The organism is Actinomadura madurae, assembly GCF_047130825.1.
Taxonomy (GTDB): Bacteria; Actinomycetota; Actinomycetes; order Streptosporangiales; family Streptosporangiaceae; genus Spirillospora; species Spirillospora madurae.
Genome location: NZ_CP083237.1, coordinates 1,305,700 through 1,322,801 on the forward strand (window position 1 = coordinate 1,305,700; position 17,102 = coordinate 1,322,801).

The following is a 17,102-nucleotide window of genomic DNA, read 5'->3' on the forward strand; positions in this document are numbered from 1 at the left end:
GTGGACGCCCTGGTCCCCGCCGCGCTCGCTCTGGCGGCTTTCATGGCCACCGCCGTGGTCCTCACCCGCGACACCGTCCGGCAGGCGATCGCCCTGTCGGGGTACGGGATGGTGCTGGGCCTGCTGTTCCTGGTCCTGCAGGCACCCGACGTCGCGATGTCCCAGATCGCCGTCGGGACCGTGCTGGTGCCGCTCATCGTCGTCCTGGCCCTGTACGCCACCCGCCGCCACCTCGGCGCCGGCGCCGCGCGCCGCGACGACGGCGCGGGGCCGGGCGGGCGGGAGGTGGACCGGTGAGACCCCGCACCCGACTGCTGGTGTTCGGTTTCGGCGCGGCCGGCACCGCGGCGCTGTTCACCGCCGGGACGCTCGGGCTGCCCGGGTTCGGCGGCTCCGTGCACCCCTACGCCGACCGGGCCGTCGCGCAGGCGGTGCGGCAGGGCACCCCCAACGCCGTCGCCTCGGTCACCTTCGACCAGCGCGCGTTCGACACCCTCGGGGAGGAGCTGATCCTGCTGGCCGCCGCGGTCGCCGCGGTGGTGCTGCTGCGCGCGGTGCGCCGCGAGGAGGAGGACGAGGGCCCCGCGCCGCGGCGCGGGCCCGCCGAGGTGTCCGACGCGCTGCGCATCGTGGGGTACCTGCTGCTGCCGCTCACCCTGCTCACCGGCGTCTACGTCGTCGCGCACGGGCACCAGTCCCCCGGCGGCGGGTTCCAGGGCGGCGTCGTCCTGGGCACCGCAGTCCACCTGCTGTACCTCGCGGGCGACTATCCGGCGCTGCAGCGGCTGCGGCCGCCGCCGGTGTTCGAGGCCGCCGAGGCCGTGGCCGCCGCGGCGTTCGTGGTGCTGGTCCTGGCCGCCGCCGGGGCCGCGGCGACCGGCCGGGTCCCGGCCCTGAACACCGCCGTGGGCGTCGAGGTGGGGTGCGCGCTGGTGCTGCTGCTCGGCAAGTTCTTCGACCAGGCCCTCCTCGTCCGCGAGCAGCGTCCGCCGGCGTCGAGCCCCGGGGCCGGGGGCGGCGGGGAGGCGCGGTGAGCCTGGTCCCCTACCTGGCCGCCGGCTGGATCATGCTCGCCGGCGTCTACGGCATCGTCACCAGCCGCGACCTGATCCACGCGGTGGTGTGCCTGTCGGTCACCCAGTCCGGCACCTACGTGCTGCTGCTGGCCGTCGGGTACCGGTCGGGCGGGACCGCGCCGGTGTTCTCCGACCGGCCGCCGCCCCCGGCGGGCGGGCCCGTCACCGACCCGGTCGTGCAGGCCATGGCCCTCACCGACATCGTCGTCGGCGCCACCGTCACCGCGCTGCTGCTCGCCCTGGCCGTGCAGGTCGCCAAGCGCCGCGGCACCCTGGACCCCGGCGCGCTGCGCTCCCTCGAATCGTGATCCTGCAGGTCACCGTCGCGGTGCCGGTCCTGGCGGCGGCGCTGCTCGCCGCGGCCGGGCGGTGGCTGCCGCGGCCGGCCGTCGACGTCACCGCGGTGGCGGCCACCGCCGCCGTCACGGCGCTGACCGCGCTCACCCTCGCCCGGTCCGGCCGCGCCCCGCAGGTCACCTGGCTGGGCGGGTGGGGTCCCGGCACCGGCGTCGGGATCCCGCTGGCCGCCGACCCGCTCGCCGCCGGGCTCGCCTGCGTCACCGCCGCGCTGACCCTGGCGGCGCTGGTGTTCTCCTGGCGGTACTTCACCGAGGTCCAGGCGATCTTCCACGTGCTGGTGCTGCTGTTCCTGGCGGCGATGTGCGCGTTCGTGTACACCGGGGACCTGTTCGACGCGTTCGTGTTCTTCGAGCTGATGAGCGTGGTGGCGTTCGCGTTGACCGGCTACCGGTCCGAGGAGCCCTCGACCGTCCACGGCGCCCTGAACTTCGGCATCGTCCAGTCCCTCGGCGCGTACCTGACCCTGGCCGGGATCGCGCTGGTCTACGGCCGGACGGGGCAGCTCGGCCTGGCCGCCGCCGGCCGCGCCCTGGCCGGAACCGGCGGCGACACCGGCACCCGCGCCGGCGCCCTGGTCACCGCCGCGTTCGTGCTGATCTGTACCGGCTACCTGGTTAAGGCGGCGGCGGTGCCGTTCCACTTCTGGCTCGCCGACGCGCACGCGGTGGCGCCCACCCCGGTGTGCGTGCTGTTCTCCGGCGTCATGGTCGAGCTCGGCGTGTACGGGGTCGCGCGGACCTACTGGGCGGTGTTCGACGGGCTGGTCCCGCTGCGGGGCGTCGCGGTGCTCGGTGCCGCCGCGGCGCTGCTCGGCGCCGTCATGTGCCTGCTGCAGCACCACGTCAAGCGGCTGCTGGCCTACTCGACCATCAGCCATGTGGGGCTGCTCCTGGTGGGGGTGTCGGCCGGCACCCATGACGCGCTGTCGGGGACCGCGTACTACCTGGCCGGGCATGCCGGGGTGAAGGGCGCGCTGTTCCTGGGCGCGGGGGCGCTGCTGAACCGGCTCCAGACCGTCGACGACCGCGAGCTCCGCGGACGCGGCCGCGGTATGCCCGTCACGGGCGCGACGTTCCTGGTGGGTGCGCTGTGCCTGGCCGGGCTGCCGCCGTCGGGCCTGTTCGCGGGGCACGCGGTGACCGAGCACGCCGTGCTCGCGCTCGGCTGGTGGTGGTACGCGCCGCTGTCGGTGGCGGTGTCGGCGCTCACCGCCGGCGCGGTGCTGCGGGTCTGGCTGGTGGTGTGGCGGGGCGACCCGCCGCACCCGGACCCGGGCGAGGCGGGCGGCCGTGGGCCTGGTCGGGGGCCTGGTCGTGGCGGCCCGGGCGGCGGGCACGAGGACCCCGAGACCCGCGTGGTCCTCGGGTCGCTTCCCTGGACGATGCTCGCGCCCGGCGTGGTGCTGCTGGCCGGCGGGCTGGCGGCCGGGCTGCTGCCCGGCGGGCCCGTGGCGCGGGCCGCCGAGGTGTTCGCCGGCCGCGACGCCTACGCGGGGCTCGTGCTGGAGGGCCGCCTCACCCAGCCGCACGCGCCGCCGGCCGACCCCTGGACCTGGGCGGGGCTCGCCGGTTCGGCGGTCACGCTGCTGCTTGCGGCGGCCGTCGCCGCCGCCGGCGCCCGCCGTCCCGCCCCGGCGCGGATCCGGGGCCTGGTCCCCTCCGGTGCGGGGGCGTCAGCCTGGCGCGCCGCCGGACGTGGCGCCGGACGTGCCGCCGGTGCGGTGTCGCGCCGCCTGCACGACCTGCATTCGGGCGACATCGGCGACTACGCCGCCTGGCTCACCGCGGGCGTCGCGGTCCTCGCCCTGCTCACCGCCCGTTTCTGAGGTCAGGCCGTCCGGGTCGGGGGCCCGAGCGGAGCCGATCGGGACGGAGTTGATTCGCGAGGGGCGGCGCGCGACCCTGTTCACCCGCCCGCGGCGTGCGCCCGCGGCGTGTGCGCCCGGCGGGGTCGCCGGGGAGGGAGGCATCGTGGTCCGGCGTCTTCCCCGTCCCCGCGCGGTGCTCATCGCCGCGGCGTCGGCGGTGCTGCTCGCGGCGGCCGTCGCGGTGGCGGCCGGCACCTCGCGGACCGCGCCCCCGCCCGCGGGGGCCGCGCCGCCGGCGCGGGTGCTGTCGCGCTACGAGACCGCGGCGCCCGGGAACGCCATCGACCGCGACTGCGGTTTCAGCGCCCCGCTTCCCGGCCGTCCCGGGCGCAGCGTCTGGCTGTTCTGCGACACGGTCTGGACGGGCGCCCGGCGGGGGCTGTGGCTGGGCGCGACCGCCGCGACCGGGCCCGCCGTCCCCGGCCGTGTCCCCACCGGCCTGACCGAGCTGCCCACCCCGGCCGGCGCCGGGATCGCGGCCGCGTCCTCGCCGCCCGGTCCGGGGGCGGCGCCGCAGGGGTTCCTCGGCACCCCGCCGGGGCTGGTCCTGCCCGGCGGCGCCCCCTGCCGCGTCCCCGGCAGCGCCTACAGCGCCTCGTGGGTCTCCGGCGCCGCCCGCCCGCCCGGCACCGGCGCGCTGCTGGTCGCCTACACCGACGTGTGCGTCCACGGCACCACCATCAGCACCCAGGGGTTCGGGCTGGTGGAGTACCGGCCCGGCGAGAACGCCCTCACCGGGCGGGCGAGGGTGTTCTCGCTCCCGGCCGGGCTGCCGTTCCAGCAGAACCTCGGGTCGCCGGTCTTCAGCGGCGGGTACCTGTACCTGTTCGCCTCGGTCTGCGACGCCCACGGTCCGGGCGCGTGCCTGGGAGGCCGCGTCACGCTGGCGCGGGTGCGGGCCGATCCGAGCGCGTGGCGCGACCCCGCCGCCTACGAGTACCGGGTGGGCGGCGGCTGGACCCGCGACGCGTTCCAGGCCGGCACCGTCGTCGCCGGCGCCGCCCCCTACGCCGTCCACGTCGCCGACTACACCGCGCTGGGCCGGGGGCTGGTCATGGTCGAGCAGCGCGGCCTGGACGGCCGGTTCCGGCTGTGGCGCGCGCCCGCTCCCGAAGGGCCGTGGCGGGCGGCCGGGGACGGGATCGTGCCGTGCTCGGGCGGGTCGGGGCTGGACCAGTGCCGCGCCCTCATCGGGCATCCCGGGCTCAGCACGCGCGGTGCGCTGCTGCTGTCGTACTACGACCCGGCCGCCGACCACGTCACCGTCCGCGCCGTCCCCTGGTGACCGCCCCGCATCCCCAAAGCCTTTCTGTCCAGGGCCCTGCGCGGGCCCCGGGTCAGATGCTCCAGAGGCGGCGCTTGCGGTAGCGGGGCTCCCACATCACCCGGTTCAGGTTCCGCAGGGAGCGGGGCAGCGCGGTGAGGACGCGGCTGCGCTCCACCGGCGCGATGCCGTCCACCACCCACGGGACGAACAGCGGCGTGCCGGACCCCCAGTCGCGTCCGGTCTCGGCGGCCGCCGCCTTCCACTCCTCCTCGGCCAGCACCGTCTCGGCCAGCGGCAGGGCGTTCATCTCCTCGTGCCGCAGGTGGGCCCCGAGTTCGCGGCGCAGCTCCTCGACCGCGTCCGGCAGGTCACCGGTGCCGGCCATCGCCGCGTCGACCGCGGCGATCAGCGGGCCGAGCCGGGCGTGCTCGGCGCGCATCTCCTCCAGCACCGCCTGCTCGGCGCGGCGCCCCGCCGTCGCGCGCTGCACCCGCGACCACAGCCACCCGTCCTCCAGGCCGTGGTGCAGCCGGATCTGCTCCTTGAGGTTGTCCCAGCCCGCGCGCACGTACGGCGCCCGTCCCTTGCCCGCCGCCGCGGCCGCCGCGAGCCGGTCGAGGTCGCGGCGGAACGCGTCGTGGGCGGCGTACAGCAGGGTGTGGCACGTGGTGTCGCGCGGCTGGACCGCGAAGGTCTCCATATGATTAATGAGGCCGCGGAGGTCCCCCGATGTGACACCTCCGGGCCCGGGAGAGACACACTTCACACCCTCCGGCCACCGCGGGTGCCGCCGCCGGCCGGTGGGCAGGTCAGCGGGCGGGTCAGCGGGGCGCGGCCTTGGCCAGGATCTCCAGGTAGTGCGGGTTGGACATCACGCCGAGGATGTTGCCGAACGGGTCGACCACCGACGCGGTCGTGAACCCGTCGCCCCGCTCGGTGATCCCCTCGTGTTCGCGGGCGCCCAGCGACAGCAGCCGCGCCACCGCCGCCTCCAGGTCGTCCACGTGCCAGTAGATGATCGCGCCGGCAGGCCCGGCGGTGGCGGCGCCGCCGCCGGGCCGGAACCGCGCGTCGACGAGCCCGAGCTCGTGCTCGTAGTCCCCGACGCGGAACTCGTAGTAGGCGGTGCCGCCGTCCGGGCCCGGGGCCGAGAAGTACGGCGGGATGCCGAGGAGCCCGGTGTACCAGTCCTTGGCCGCCTCCAGGTCGTCCGCCCAGTGGCTGATGGTGGCGAATCCTCGCAGCATGGTGGGTCTCCGTTCCTGACCGGGCCGGACGGTTCCGGCCCCGGTCCCACCCACGCTAGGAGGCCAATAGGTCAGTGAACGTCCTAGTGGCGCGGCAGGATGGGAACCATGCGTGATCCGTCCGGGCGGCTGCTGCGGCTGCTGTCCCTGCTGCAGACGCCCCGCGAGTGGCCGGGCGGCGAGCTCGCCGCCCGGCTGGGCGTCACCGCCCGCACCATCCGCCGCGACGTCGAGCGGCTGCGCGACCTCGGCTACCCCGTCCACGCCACGCACGGCAGCACCGGCGGCTACCGCCTCACCGCCGGCACCGCGATGCCGCCGCTGCTGCTGGACGACGAGGAGGCCACCGCCATCGCGATCGGCCTGCGCACCGCCGCCGCGGGCGCGGTCGCCGGCATCGAGGACTCCTCGCTGCGCGCGCTGGCCAAGCTGGAGCAGGTGCTGCCGCACCGGCTGCGGCACCGGGTGGCCGCCCTCACCGAGGCGGCGGTGCCGCTGCCGCCGCAGGACGGCGCGCCGCCCGCGGCCGACCCCGCCGTCCTGGCGCTGCTGGCCGCGGCGTGCGTGACCGGCGAGAAGGTCCGCTTCACCTACACCGACGCGGGCGGCCGCGCGACCCGGCGACTGGCGCAGCCGCACCGCCTGGTCACCGCCGGCCGCCGCTGGTACCTGGTCGCCCACGACGAGGACCGCGCCGCCTGGCGCACGTTCCGCGCCGACCGGGTCACCGCCCCGCACCGCACGGGCGTGCGGGGGCCGCGGCGGGAGCTGCCCGGCGGCGCGGACGCCGCGTCCTGGGCGATGGACGCCCTGGCCGGGGGGTCCGGGACGATCCGGGCGCGGGTGCTGCTGCACGTCCCCGTCCAGGAGGCCGCCGAGCACGTCACCGCCTGGCAGGGCGTCCTGGAACCGGCCGGCGACCGCACCTGCGTGCTGCACACCCGCTCGGACTCGCTGCGGTTCCTGGCCTACCGCGTCACGCTGCTGCCCGTCGACTACACCCTGCTCGACCCGCCCGAGCTGGCCGGGCACCTGGCCGGGATCGCCCGCCGCGCGAACCGCGCCGTCCGCGCGTTCGGCCCGTCCGATGCGGAGAACTGACGCCGCTGACCACAACCGGTCCTCGACAGCCGCCCATCCGCGCTGCGATAAACGAACCAGACCATCATCGACATGTAACGGTGTAATCGTGAAAACACTGTTCGAGCATGCCGGCGGATACGAGGGCCTGCGCCGGCACATCGAGATCTTCTACAGCAGCGTCCTGGCCGATCCGCTGCTCCAGCCGCTGTTCGGCGACGGCGACCCCGGCCACGTCGGCCACCTGACCGCCTTCACCGCCGAGACCTTCGGCGGCCCCGACACCTTCACCCGCGAGATGGGCGGCTTCGCGCACCTCATCGACGTCCACCGGCACCTGAAGATCACCGAGGAGCAGCGCCTGCGGTTCGTCGAGCTGTACATGGCCGCGGCCGACGCCGCCGGGCTCCCCGCCGACGCCCCCTTCCGGCAGGCGCTGCGCGAGCACGTGGAGTTCGGCACCGAGGTCGCCCGGCAGAACTCCCACGCCGAGACCGACGACGAGCTGCACCCGCTGCGCGAGGTCCCCCGCTGGGACTGGCCCGCCTCCTGACCCCTCCCCCGCCGGTGTCCAGAGGAATGCCGCTCGTCGTGGGTGCCGTGGATCAGGCCGACCGGGGTGGTGAGCACCGCGTGCTCGGCCTCGCGGCTGCGGTGGAAGGCGCCGACGATGTCGATGCCGCGTCCCTGATCACCACGCTGCTGCGCGGGGACGCCGCCGACACCACGGCCAGGAACAACACCATGCCGACCACGCGGCCGAAGGAGTAGCCGGGCGGGCGCCCGGTCACCGTGAGGACGAGGCAGAACACGAACACATAGGCCCGGAAGGCCGCGGAGACGGCCAGGAGGGCCAGGGCACGTCCGCTCCGCGGGTTCATGGCTTCCCGCACGCGCGCCAGTGCGCCGCGACGCCCCGGCCTGGGGAGCGCCGCCCCGCCGACCGTCCGCTTCAGGCCATCAGGAGCCGGGCCGCGCCGGTCCGGGCGCATCGTCCTTCCGCCGTCGAATTGCCAAATGGGGAACTCCCCGCTTACTGTTTTCAGGCGAAAAGCGGGGAGTTCCCCGTTTTGTTGGGGAAGGGACGGTGGGGCGTGATCAGGTGTGAGGACAGGGCGGCCATCGGGGAGCTGATCGCGCTGCACGGGCATCTGTGCGACGACGGCGAGCTGGACCGGCTGGGCGAGGTGTTCACCGACGACGTCGTCTACGACGTCAGCGACCTGGGGAGTCCGCCGCTGCACGGGGTGGCGGCGTGTGCGCAGGCGGGCCGGGAGCTGGGCGAGCGGAACCCGGTCGGGCATCACGTGACCAACGTCGTGCTGGCGCCGGTGTCGGCCGATGAGGTGCGGGCGCGGTCCAAGGCGATCGGGATAAGCGCCGACGGGACGGCCGCGAGCCTGGTCTACGAGGACACGGTGGTGCGGCTCGCGGAGGGCTGGCGGATCAGCCGCCGCCGGATCCTGGCACGGCGGCGCCCGCTGGGCGGCTGACCGCCGAGGGGGTTCAGGGGGCGGCGGCGCGGGCGGCGCGGGCGGACAGGTCGGCGAGGTGGTCGCGCAGTTCGGGCGGGTGGTGGACGCGCAGGTCGCAGCCGAGCATGAGCAGCCGGGCGGCGAGCCATTCGAGGGTGTCGGCGCGGGTGGTGAGCAGGCAGCGGTCCCGGTCGAGGGGGCGGACGTCGGCGGGGTCGGCGCCCAGGCGGGCGGCGGCCCGGTCGGCAGGCAGGTGGAGGGTGACCTCGGCGCGATGGGTGGGGGCCAGGGAGTACAGCTTGTCCTGGAGGAACGCGGCGGCGTCGCCTCCGGGGACGTCGCGGGGCGCGGCGCGCTGCCCGGTGGGGCGGGGGGCGGTGACGCGGTCGGCGCGGAACACGCGCCAGTCGTCGCGGTCCAGGTCGTAGGCGATGAGGTACCAGCGGCGCCCGGCGGCGACGATGCGGTGCGGTTCGGCGTGCCTGCGGGTCTCGGCGCCGGCGGCGGGGCGGTAGGTGAAGCGGACGCGTTCGCGGGCGGCGGTGACCGTGGCGAGGACGGCCAGGCAGGCGGGGTCGACGGCGGTGTCGCCGGGGGGCGTGGTGAGGGGCTGGGTGGCGGCGCCGAGGGAGGCGACGCGGCGGCGCAGCCGGGACGGCAGGACCTGTTCGAGCTTGGCCAGGGCGCGGGCGGAGGCCTCGCCGATGCCGTCGACGGGCTGGGCGGCGGCGGTGCGCAGGCCGACGGCGATGGCGACGGCCTCCTCGTCGTCCAGCAGCAGGGGCGGCATCGCGGTGCCGGCGACGAGGCGGTAGCCGCCGTCGGGGCCGCGGGCGGCCTCGACGGGGTAGCCGAGCTCGCGGAGCCGGTCGATGTCGCGGCGGACGGTGCGGGCGCTGACGTTCAGCCGGTCCGCGAGTTCGGCGCCGGGCCATTCGCGGGGCGTCTGCAGCAGGGACAGCAGGTTCAGCAACCGGGTCGCGGGATCGGCCATGCCGCCCAGCATGCCGGAGGTTCACGACGGGATCCGGCCTGACCGTCTGCGCTGCCCGGACGCCGACCGGAACGGTCTTGGTGGGTGGGGCGTTCACCGGGGACGCGGCGAAGGGAGGATGTGCGATGGGTGTGCCGGGTGTGCGGCTGGTGCGGGACGTGGGGCTGACCGGCGCCGTCGGGTACGCCTACGCGGCGGTCGCCGACACGCCGCTGCGGGCGGTGTGGGTGGCGGGGGCGTGCCCGCTGGACGAGGCGGGCGCGACGGTCGCGCCCGGCGACTGCGCCGGGCAGGCGCGGCAGGTGATGGCGAACCTGGAGGCGGCGCTGCGGGGCGCGGGCGCGTCGCCGGCGGACGTGGTGAAGACCACGGTGTACGTGGCGTCGTCGCGGCGGGAGGATCTGGGGGCGGTGTGGGAGGCCTACCGCGACCGCATGGGCGCCCACGACGTGCCGAGCACGCTGCTGGGGGTGGCGGTGCTGGGGTATGACGACCAGCTGGTGGAGGTCGAGGCGACGGCCGTCATACCCCGCTGACACCGCCCCGGGCGGCACCGGGTCGGTCGGGGCGGCACCAGTCGGGGCGGCACCGGTCGGGGCGGGTCGGTCAGGCGGGCGGGAAGTCGCGGCGCTTGAGCTTGGCCATCCGCCCGTCGGGGGCGTGCCACACGATGCCCTCGTAGGGGTGGGCGCGCAGCCACGCGGCCAGGCCGTCGTAGTCCAGGGGGACCTCGCCGAGGTCGTCGGCGCCGTGCGGGACGAGGGCGTGCTCGTCGCGTCCCTCGGGGTTGCCGTTGACGCGCGGGCCGATCAGCTCGTAGGTGCCGGGCGCCCAGGCGGTGTCGCCGATGGCGGCGCGCAGGTGCTTCCAGAACGCGGACCGCTCGGCGGGCTCCCACCCCATCGTCTTGCCGGTGGCGGCGTCGGTGGACAGGGCGATGAACCCGGGCGGCGCGGCACGGCCGGCCTTGACCTCGCGGCGGGCGAGCCACCGGCCGCCGTCGAAGCGGACGCAGGTGCCGTCGTACTTGCGGGTGGCGCGGCCCTCTCCGGCGAACACCCACGCGCAGGCGGGGTCTGGCTCGCGGGTGACGTGGCGGGGGTCGCCGTCCCAGTCGCGGACGAACACGGTGGGGATCTTGCGCATGGCGGCTCCTGGTGCGGGGGCGGGCCCGGACGTCTCCCCGGCAGGGATCGAACCTGCGGCTCCCGGCTTCGGAGGCCGGCGCTCTGTCCGCTGAGCTACGGGGAGGGGCCGTCCCGTCCCCAGGGTGACTGCGGGGACGGGACGGGAGACGCCGGTGGGAGTCGAACCCACCTGAGACGGTTTTGCAAACCGCCGCCTGTACCGCTCGGCCACGGCGTCACGGGCCCGCGGGTGCGGGCCGTGCGACCCCGATGGGATTCGAACCCACGGCGTCCGGCGTGACGGGCCGGTGCTCTGACCGCTGAGCTACGAGGTCGTGAAGAGAAAGAGGGCGACACTACTGGGCGACGCTGCCGGGCGGGGGCCGCCGCAGGGGGCGGCGCGCGGGTCAGCGCGCCGCGCGCCGGGTGGCGCGGGTCCGGGTCCGGGGGCGATCGCCGCGGTGACAGCTCAGACAGCTCATCTGCGTCCCCTCCCTCGTGTCCGGCCTTCGCGTCGCGCCCGGCCGTCCGGGCGCCCGCGTGATCAGAGTGCCCCGCCGCGGCCGCCGCCCGCAACGGGTTTTCCCCCGTCGCCGGATGTTTCCGCTGAGCGGAATGATGATGTTCCTTGACGGACCCGCCATGGTGAGGGTGGGGTCGGGGACGTGCGCCCCCGTGCGCGGTCCCCCGTCGCGCGGACCCATCCGAGGAGGAACGATGACGTTGCTCGACCCCGGCATCTGGACCAGGAAGATCTTCGACGGCGGCTGGACGGCCGGGGACGGCGGCGTCTACGACGTCACCGAGCCCGCGACCGGCGGGACGCTCGGCACGCTCGGCGAGGCGTCCGCCGCCGACGTGGCGCGGGCCGCGCGGTCCGCGGCGGCGGCGCAGCGGGACTGGGCCGCCCGCACCTACGAGGAGCGCGCCGCGGTGCTGCGGGAGGCGGGGCGGCTGTTCGCCGAGCACGCCGCCGAGATCGGCGGCTGGATCGTGCGGGAGACCGGGGCGATTCCCCCGAAGGGGGACCTGGAGACCCACTTCGCGGAGAGCCTGTGCTACGAGGCGGCGGCGCTGGCGTCGCACCCGCAGGGGCTGGTGCTGCCGTCGGCGCAGCCGCGGTGGAGCCTGGCGCGGCGCCGTCCCGCCGGGGTCGTCACCGTGATCGCGCCGTTCAACTTCCCGCTGATCCTGTCGATGCGGTCGGTGGCGCCGGCGCTGGCGCTCGGCAACGCGGTGCTGCTGAAGCCGGACCCCCGCACGGCGGTGTCCGGCGGGGTGGCGCTCGCGCGGATCTTCCAGGAGGCGGGACTGCCCGAGGGGCTGCTGCACCTGCTGCCCGGCGGGCGGGAGACCGGTGAGGCCGTGGTCGCGGCGCCGGAGGTGCGGGTGGTGTCGTTCACCGGCTCCACCGCCGCCGGACGCAAGATCGGCGAGGTGTGCGGGCGGCTCCTCAAACGCGCCCACCTGGAGCTCGGCGGCAACAACGCGCTGATCGTGCTGCCGGGCGCGCGGGTCGCCGACGCGGTGTCGGCGGGCGCGTGGGGCGCGTTCCTGCACCAGGGACAGATCTGCATGACGGCGGGGCGGCACCTGGTGCACGAGAGCCTGCACGAGGAGTACGTGGCGGCGCTGGCCGACAAGGCCGACAAGCTCCCGGTCGGCGACCCCTCGACCGGGCAGGTCGCGCTCGGCCCCATCATCGACGCCGGGCAGCTCGCCCATGTCGACACGCTGGTGAAGGACACGGTCGCGGCGGGCGCCCGGCTCGCGGCGGGCGGCACCCACGAGGGCCTGTTCTACCGGCCGACCGTCCTGGACGAGGTCACCCCCGACATGCCCGCCTACGCGCAGGAGGTGTTCGGGCCGGTCGCGCCGGTGGTGCCGTTCTCCACGCCCGAGGAGGCGGTGGAGCTGGCGTCGGCGACCGAGTACGGCCTGTCGCTGGGGATCCTCGGGGACGTCGGGCAGGCGATGAGGATCGCCGACGCGGTCCCGACGGGCCTGGTCCACATCAACGACCAGACCGTCAACGACGAGCCGGTCGTCCCGTTCGGTGGGGTCGCGGCGTCGGGGAACGGGTCGCGGTTCGGCGGCCCGGACGCCAACATCGAGGCGTTCACCGAGACGCAGTGGGTCACGGTCCGCGACGAAATCGCCACCTACCCCTTCTGACCCCCGTCTGCCCTGGGTGCTCTGGGTGCTCTGGCGTCCGACCGGCCACTGGGTGGCCGGTCGGACGCCGGCCGGGTCACCAGGGGTGCAGGACGCGGGCGAGGGCGATCCACTGGTCGGGGTGGACGTGGGCGACGATCGTGCCGCGGGGCAGGTCCGCCGCCCGCAGCGCCGCGTCGACCCGGTGGCGGGGGTGGGCGGTGCGCAGGGAGGCGTGCAGGGTTCCGCCCCTGCCGGTGAAGCCCACCTCGACGCAGTGCAGGTAGCCCGGCATCGCCTCGGGCGGCACCAGCGGCCGGTCGCGGCGGTCCAGGTGCAGGACGGCGGCGTCCACGCGCGGGACCGGGCGGAACCGGTCGCGGGGGACGCGGGCGCCGAGCCGCCAGGAGAACCGCGGCCAGGTCCGCACGGTCAGCAGGCTCCACCGGCCGTAGTCGCCGGTGCGTTTGCGGGCGTACTCGCGCTGCGTGATCAGCGTCGCCGACTCCATCGACGGCGCCCCCAGCGCCCAGCCGACGATCCGGGACGTGGCCGCGAACGGGATGTTCCCGGCCAGATGGAACGCGGCGTCCGGGGGCCGGGCGGCCAGAAGGTCGCCGGTCACGCACGTCACGTGCGGCAGGGCGTGGCAGCGGCGCCGCAGCCGCGCGGCCGGCACCGGGTCGATCTCGTAGGCGATCACCCGGGCGGCGTGCGCGGCGAGCGCGGCGGTGATGCGGCCGTCGCCGGCGCCGGCCTCCACGACCAGGCCGCCGGGGACGGCGGCGGTCCGGGCGTAGCGGGCGATGACTCCGGCGTCGGCCAGGAGGTTCTGGGACAGTTCGCGGCGGGCACGGCCGCGGGGCATGGTGCGGATTCGGTGGTTCACGGTCGCCGTCCTGGGCTTCCGGCCGCGCGGGGCCGGCGGGACGGGCCGCAGGAGAATCCGCGGGAACGCGCGGCGGGGCCCGTCCACGATGGTCAGGGACATCGGATGAAGCCCAGGACGGTCACCGGCTCACGGCGCGAAGGGAACCGCGCGGTCACAAAGACGCGGCGCCGGGGATGCGGCCCGTGACGGGGCCGCGTGACGACACCCGCGCGGCGCGCGGGGACCGGTCGCCTGCGGAAGGTCAGGCGGCGGCGCGCACCCGGTGGTCCAGGGCGGGGCGACGCTCGCGCGGCCGCGCGTTCGCGGCGGCGGAGACGGTCACCCGCGCCGCGCTCTTGGTCATGGCGCACATGCGCGCGATCCTAGGACCCGCGCACGGCCGCACCCAACAGGTTTTCCGCCGGCCCGCCTCGTAGGCTCGGCGGTGGAGGTGCCGATGGGCCGCGATCCGCAGTACCTGGCGTTCATGCGCGACCGCCTCGCCGGTCCCGCCGACGGCACGGCAGGCGGCGGGACCGGCGGCGGGACCGGCGGCGGCGCGGTCGAGGACGCGCGCCGCGCCCATGCCGCCGACCTGGCCCGCTCCCCGCGCCCGCCCGCCGGCACCGTCCAGGACCTGGTCGTGGACGGCGCGGCGGGCCCGCTGCCCGCGCGGCTGTACCGGCCCGCGTGGGACGGCCCGGCGCCCGTCCTGGTGTACTTCCACGGCGGCGGCTGGATCCTCGGCGACGTCGACTCCTACGACCCGGTCGTGCGGGCCCTGGCCGCCGCCAGCGGTGTCGCGTGGGTGTCGGTCGGGTACCGGCGCCCGCCCGAGGACCCGTTCCCCGCCGCGGTGGACGACGCGGCCGCCGCCGCCCGCTGGGTCGTGGCGAACGCGGCGGGCCTCGGCGTGGACGCCGGGCGGGTCGGCGTCGCCGGCGACAGCGCGGGCGGGCAGATCGCCGCCGCGGCCGCGGGACGGCTGCGGCACGCGGGCCCCGCCCGCCCCGTCCTGCAGGTCCTGCTGTACCCGGCCGTGGACCTGCGCGAGGCCCCGCCGCCGCTGCCCGACCCCGACGGGCTTGACTTCGGGCCCTCCCGCATCGACCGGGCCCTGCGCGCCTACCTGCGCGACACCGACCGCACCCTGCCGGAGGTGTCGCCCCTGCTGGACCCCGACCCGGCGACGCTGCCCCCGGCGGTCATCGCGACCGCCGAGTACGACCGGCTGCGCCCCCAGGCCGAAACGCACGCGGCGCGGCTGCGCGCCGCCGGCGTGCCCGTCACCCTCGTCCCCGGGACCGGGCTGGACCACGGCTTCCTCGGCTGGGGCTCGTTCGCGCGCCGCCCCGCCGCCGCGATCGCCGGGATCGGCGCCGCCGTTCACCGCGCCCTCACCGCCACCGGGGTTCCGGCCCGTCCGCAACCACCGCGGCCCCGACCTTAAAGCCGCTTGCCCATGCCGTTTAACCGGCTTGACGTCGGCAATCACTATTGCGCGAACCGATTAACCGCCGACGGTCGAGGAGGCACCGTCTTGTATCGGACGCACGAAATGAGGAAGGTCCGGACACAGGAGTCAGGGCTGGAAGAGTGGGCGTGCCCCACCTGCGGGCGCCGCATGCTGCTGCGGTGGCCGCCCGACTACCAGAAGCGCGTCATCGAGCCCGGCGACGAGGAGGCCTGCCACGTCGGCAGCACCCCCCAGGACACCGGCGCCCCCGACGAGCTCCCCGCCGCCGGCCAGGCCGACGTCATGCAGATGCGCAACACCCGCCGCTGGCTCCGCGAGACCGGCGTCGACGCCAGGGAACGCCTGGGCCACCTCCCGGTCCCGCCCGAACCCGTCTGACCCGCACCCCGCCGACCGCGCCCCGGAGATCTCAGAAACGGGCGAGTTCGGCGCGCAGCCGGTCCAGGCCCATCGGCCCCAGATCCAGCGCCCGCCGATGGAACTCCTTCAGATCGAAACCCGCACCCGCCCGGCGCCGGGCCTCCTCCTGCGCCTCCAGCCACACCTTCTCCCCCAGCTTGTAGGCGATCGCCTGCCCCGGGCGCCCCAGATACCGGTCTATCTCGAACGCCACCGCCGCGTCGGGGTCGGGCCCCTTGCGCGCCCGCAGGAACTCCCACCCCAGCTCCGGCGTCCACCGCTCCCCCTCGTGAAAGCCCGTCCCCGCCGGGATCGGCAGCTCCAGGTGCAGCCCGATGTCCAGGATCACCCGCGCCGCGCGGAACCGCTGCCCGCCCGCCAGCATCCCCAGCCGGTGCGCCGGATCCCGGTAGTGGCCGAGCTCGTCCATCAGCCGCTCGGCGTACAGCCCCCACCCCTCGCTGTGCCCCGGGTGCAGCTCGCTCGACAGCCGCTGGAACCGGTTCAGCGCCGGGTTCAGCGCGGTCACGCCCAGCTGCAGGTGATGGCCCGGCACACCCTCGTGGAACATCGTCGTCGGGACCGTCCACGTCACCACATCGGCGGACGGGTCCCCCAGCGTCCACCACACCGTCCCCGGACGCGACAGGTCCTCCGCCGGCGCCAGATAGTAGATCCCCGCCTCCACCGGCGAGATCCGGCACTCGATCCGCCGCAGCGGCTCGGGGATGTCGAAATGCACCCCGTCCAGATCCGCGATCGCCCGGTCCGCCAGCTCCTGGATCCACTCCCGGAACGCCTCCGCGCCCCCGATCCGGTACGCGGGGTCGGCGTCCAGCGCCGCCGTCACCGCCGGCAGCGGCTCACCCGGCAGGATCTCCGCCGCCGCGGCGGCCATCTCCGCCTCGATCCGCGCCAGCTCCTCCCAGCCCCACGCGTAGGTCTCCGCCAGATCCAGCTCCGTCCCGAGGAAGTCCCGCACCCCCAGCCGGTACCGGTCGCCGCCCAGCGCGTCCCGCTCCGGCGCCCGCCGCGCCAGCTCTCCCGACAGGAACGACGCGAACTCCGCCAGCGCCGCCGACGCCGCCCGCGCCGCCTCCCCCAGCGCCCCCGCCAACGGCCCGTCCCCGTACCGCCCCGCCAGACCCACCAGATACGCCGGGACGTCCCCGCACTCGCGGGCGTTGCGCAGCACCTGCCGCCGCGCCGCCACACTCCCCCGGGCGCACGCCCGCTCCAGCGACACCCGCAGCCCCGCCAGCGCCGCCGGCAGCGCCCGCATCCGCGCGTGCACGGCCTCCCAGTCGGTGCCGGCGCCCCGGTCCAGCAGCTCCACCGCCATCCGCAGCCGCTGGACGGGCCCGTCGGTGGTGTCCAGGAACCCCTCCCGCACCCCCGCCTCGTCCAGCGCCACCTCCACCTCAAGGCGCTCGCGCAGCACCGCAGCCGCGATCCGCCCCGCCTCACCGGCACCGGCCGCGGCGCCGCCGAGCGCCGCCAGCGTCCGCCGCGACAGATCCGCGCGGGCCGCGACCCCGTCCGGCCCGTAGTCGGTCAGCCGCGCGTCCTGCCCCGCGATCCCCATCAGCGCCGCCAGGCACGGGTCCAGCGCCGCGAACTCCTCGACGTACCGGCCGGCAAGGTCATCCAGTTCGGTCACCGCACCAGGCTACGGCCACCACCCCGAAAAGCGATCATGGAAATGTGC

General features: G+C 76.2%; 19 protein-coding genes and 3 tRNA genes. 13 read left to right on the forward strand and 9 right to left on the reverse strand.

The window, feature by feature from the left end; genetic code table 11:
* The 5 genes from K8Z49_RS06080 (at position 1) to K8Z49_RS06100 (ending at position 4,588) form a co-directional block, all read left to right on the forward strand.
* Positions 1–297, forward strand: a complete 297-nt coding sequence (locus tag K8Z49_RS06080) for a Na(+)/H(+) antiporter subunit B (RefSeq protein WP_021600509.1) — start codon at positions 1–3, stop codon at positions 295–297.
* On the forward strand, positions 294–1,034 hold the full coding sequence (locus tag K8Z49_RS06085; protein WP_412517805.1) for an MnhB domain-containing protein: 741 nt from the start codon (positions 294–296) through the stop codon (positions 1,032–1,034). Before K8Z49_RS06080 ends, K8Z49_RS06085 begins: the two co-directional genes overlap by 4 nt.
* Positions 1,031–1,384 carry a sodium:proton antiporter gene (locus K8Z49_RS06090; RefSeq protein WP_412517806.1) on the forward strand — a complete coding sequence of 118 codons (354 nt, stop codon included), beginning with the start codon at positions 1,031–1,033 and terminating at the stop codon, positions 1,382–1,384. Before K8Z49_RS06085 ends, K8Z49_RS06090 begins: the two co-directional genes overlap by 4 nt.
* Entirely contained in the window at positions 1,381–3,261 is a 1,881-nt protein-coding gene (locus K8Z49_RS06095) for a complex I subunit 5 family protein (protein ID WP_412517807.1), read from the forward strand. Before K8Z49_RS06090 ends, K8Z49_RS06095 begins: the two co-directional genes overlap by 4 nt.
* Positions 3,262–3,406: 145 nt before the next feature.
* Positions 3,407–4,588, forward strand: a complete 1,182-nt coding sequence (locus K8Z49_RS06100; protein WP_412517808.1) for a hypothetical protein — start codon at positions 3,407–3,409, stop codon at positions 4,586–4,588.
* 52 nt (positions 4,589–4,640) lie between these two features.
* Here K8Z49_RS06100 and K8Z49_RS06105 read toward each other — a convergent pair whose 3' ends face one another.
* Both K8Z49_RS06105 and K8Z49_RS06110 read right to left on the reverse strand, forming a co-directional pair.
* A complete protein-coding gene (locus tag K8Z49_RS06105; protein ID WP_021600337.1) occupies positions 4,641–5,270 on the reverse strand; it encodes a hemerythrin domain-containing protein in 630 nt (209 codons plus the stop codon).
* A gap of 121 nt (positions 5,271–5,391) precedes the next feature.
* Positions 5,392–5,817, reverse strand: coding sequence for a VOC family protein (locus K8Z49_RS06110; protein WP_412517809.1), 426 nt, complete (start codon positions 5,815–5,817; stop codon positions 5,392–5,394).
* A gap of 108 nt (positions 5,818–5,925) precedes the next feature.
* Here K8Z49_RS06110 and K8Z49_RS06115 point away from each other — a divergent pair, with 108 nt between their 5' ends.
* The 4 genes from K8Z49_RS06115 (at position 5,926) to K8Z49_RS06130 (ending at position 8,390) form a co-directional block, all read left to right on the forward strand.
* On the forward strand, positions 5,926–6,918 hold the full coding sequence (locus K8Z49_RS06115) for a helix-turn-helix transcriptional regulator (RefSeq protein WP_412517810.1): 993 nt from the start codon (positions 5,926–5,928) through the stop codon (positions 6,916–6,918).
* 88 nt (positions 6,919–7,006) lie between these two features.
* Entirely contained in the window at positions 7,007–7,450 is a 444-nt protein-coding gene (locus K8Z49_RS06120; RefSeq protein WP_021599758.1) for a group II truncated hemoglobin, read from the forward strand.
* A 38-nt stretch (positions 7,451–7,488) separates the two neighbouring features.
* Complete coding sequence (locus K8Z49_RS06125; protein ID WP_412517811.1) at positions 7,489–7,668, forward strand: hypothetical protein; 180 nt, start codon at positions 7,489–7,491, stop codon at positions 7,666–7,668.
* Between the two features lie 323 nt (positions 7,669–7,991).
* Positions 7,992–8,390 carry a nuclear transport factor 2 family protein gene (locus tag K8Z49_RS06130; RefSeq protein ID WP_075022409.1) on the forward strand — a complete coding sequence of 133 codons (399 nt, stop codon included), beginning with the start codon at positions 7,992–7,994 and terminating at the stop codon, positions 8,388–8,390.
* Between the two features lie 13 nt (positions 8,391–8,403).
* On the opposite strand, the gene K8Z49_RS06135 is transcribed toward K8Z49_RS06130, so the two are convergent.
* Positions 8,404–9,366, reverse strand: a complete 963-nt coding sequence (locus tag K8Z49_RS06135) for a helix-turn-helix transcriptional regulator (protein WP_412517812.1) — start codon at positions 9,364–9,366, stop codon at positions 8,404–8,406.
* Positions 9,367–9,491: 125 nt separating this feature from the next.
* Between K8Z49_RS06135 and K8Z49_RS06140 the strand changes: the two genes are divergently transcribed.
* Complete coding sequence (locus tag K8Z49_RS06140; RefSeq protein ID WP_412517813.1) at positions 9,492–9,902, forward strand: RidA family protein; 411 nt, start codon at positions 9,492–9,494, stop codon at positions 9,900–9,902.
* 70 nt (positions 9,903–9,972) lie between these two features.
* On the opposite strand, the gene K8Z49_RS06145 is transcribed toward K8Z49_RS06140, so the two are convergent.
* From K8Z49_RS06145 to K8Z49_RS06160, 4 genes are all read right to left on the reverse strand, one after another.
* On the reverse strand, positions 9,973–10,512 hold the full coding sequence (locus K8Z49_RS06145; protein ID WP_075022411.1) for a DUF5565 family protein: 540 nt from the start codon (positions 10,510–10,512) through the stop codon (positions 9,973–9,975).
* Positions 10,513–10,544: 32 nt separating this feature from the next.
* A tRNA-Arg gene (locus K8Z49_RS06150) sits at positions 10,545–10,617 on the reverse strand.
* A gap of 41 nt (positions 10,618–10,658) precedes the next feature.
* Positions 10,659–10,731: transfer RNA gene (locus K8Z49_RS06155), tRNA-Cys, on the reverse strand.
* A gap of 24 nt (positions 10,732–10,755) precedes the next feature.
* A tRNA-Asp gene (locus tag K8Z49_RS06160) sits at positions 10,756–10,828 on the reverse strand.
* A 382-nt stretch (positions 10,829–11,210) separates the two neighbouring features.
* On the opposite strand from K8Z49_RS06160, the gene K8Z49_RS06165 reads away from it, so the two are divergent.
* Positions 11,211–12,668 (forward strand): benzaldehyde dehydrogenase, encoded by a 1,458-nt coding sequence (locus K8Z49_RS06165; RefSeq protein ID WP_412517814.1) that lies wholly within the window; start codon positions 11,211–11,213, stop codon positions 12,666–12,668.
* Positions 12,669–12,744: 76 nt separating this feature from the next.
* Here the strand turns inward: K8Z49_RS06165 and erm are convergent, their stop codons facing one another.
* Positions 12,745–13,515 carry an ErmE/ErmH/ErmO/ErmR family 23S rRNA (adenine(2058)-N(6))-methyltransferase gene (gene erm, locus K8Z49_RS06170; protein WP_412520996.1) on the reverse strand — a complete coding sequence of 257 codons (771 nt, stop codon included), beginning with the start codon at positions 13,513–13,515 and terminating at the stop codon, positions 12,745–12,747.
* 460 nt (positions 13,516–13,975) lie between these two features.
* On the opposite strand from erm, the gene K8Z49_RS06175 reads away from it, so the two are divergent.
* Together K8Z49_RS06175 and K8Z49_RS06180 are read left to right on the forward strand one after the other, a co-directional pair.
* Positions 13,976–14,968 (forward strand): alpha/beta hydrolase, encoded by a 993-nt coding sequence (locus K8Z49_RS06175; protein WP_412517815.1) that lies wholly within the window; start codon positions 13,976–13,978, stop codon positions 14,966–14,968.
* A gap of 108 nt (positions 14,969–15,076) precedes the next feature.
* Positions 15,077–15,373: a hypothetical protein gene (locus tag K8Z49_RS06180; protein ID WP_143118586.1), complete on the forward strand. Its 297-nt coding sequence runs from the start codon at positions 15,077–15,079 to the stop codon at positions 15,371–15,373.
* Between the two features lie 31 nt (positions 15,374–15,404).
* On the opposite strand, the gene K8Z49_RS06185 is transcribed toward K8Z49_RS06180, so the two are convergent.
* Positions 15,405–17,054: a DUF885 domain-containing protein gene (locus K8Z49_RS06185; RefSeq protein ID WP_111833512.1), complete on the reverse strand. Its 1,650-nt coding sequence runs from the start codon at positions 17,052–17,054 to the stop codon at positions 15,405–15,407.
* Between the last annotated feature and the right edge of the window lie 48 nt (positions 17,055–17,102).

What these genes read in the sequence shown, in the direction of transcription:
- K8Z49_RS06115 (WP_412517810.1), top strand. Translation starts at nt 5,926, where the DNA reads ATGCGTGATCCGTCCGGGCGGCTGCTGCGGCTGCTGTCCCTGCTGCAG.
- erm (WP_412520996.1), bottom strand. Translation starts at nt 13,515, where the DNA reads ATGCCCCGCGGCCGTGCCCGCCGCGAACTGTCCCAGAACCTCCTGGCC.
- K8Z49_RS06175 (WP_412517815.1), top strand. Translation starts at nt 13,976, where the DNA reads ATGGGCCGCGATCCGCAGTACCTGGCGTTCATGCGCGACCGCCTCGCC.
- K8Z49_RS06180 (WP_143118586.1), top strand. Translation starts at nt 15,077, where the DNA reads ATGAGGAAGGTCCGGACACAGGAGTCAGGGCTGGAAGAGTGGGCGTGC.
- K8Z49_RS06145 (WP_075022411.1), bottom strand. Translation starts at nt 10,512, where the DNA reads ATGCGCAAGATCCCCACCGTGTTCGTCCGCGACTGGGACGGCGACCCC.
- K8Z49_RS06135 (WP_412517812.1), bottom strand. Translation starts at nt 9,366, where the DNA reads ATGGCCGATCCCGCGACCCGGTTGCTGAACCTGCTGTCCCTGCTGCAG.
- K8Z49_RS06140 (WP_412517813.1), top strand. Translation starts at nt 9,492, where the DNA reads ATGGGTGTGCCGGGTGTGCGGCTGGTGCGGGACGTGGGGCTGACCGGC.
- K8Z49_RS06165 (WP_412517814.1), top strand. Translation starts at nt 11,211, where the DNA reads ATGACGTTGCTCGACCCCGGCATCTGGACCAGGAAGATCTTCGACGGC.
- K8Z49_RS06110 (WP_412517809.1), bottom strand. Translation starts at nt 5,817, where the DNA reads ATGCTGCGAGGATTCGCCACCATCAGCCACTGGGCGGACGACCTGGAG.
- K8Z49_RS06105 (WP_021600337.1), bottom strand. Translation starts at nt 5,270, where the DNA reads ATGGAGACCTTCGCGGTCCAGCCGCGCGACACCACGTGCCACACCCTG.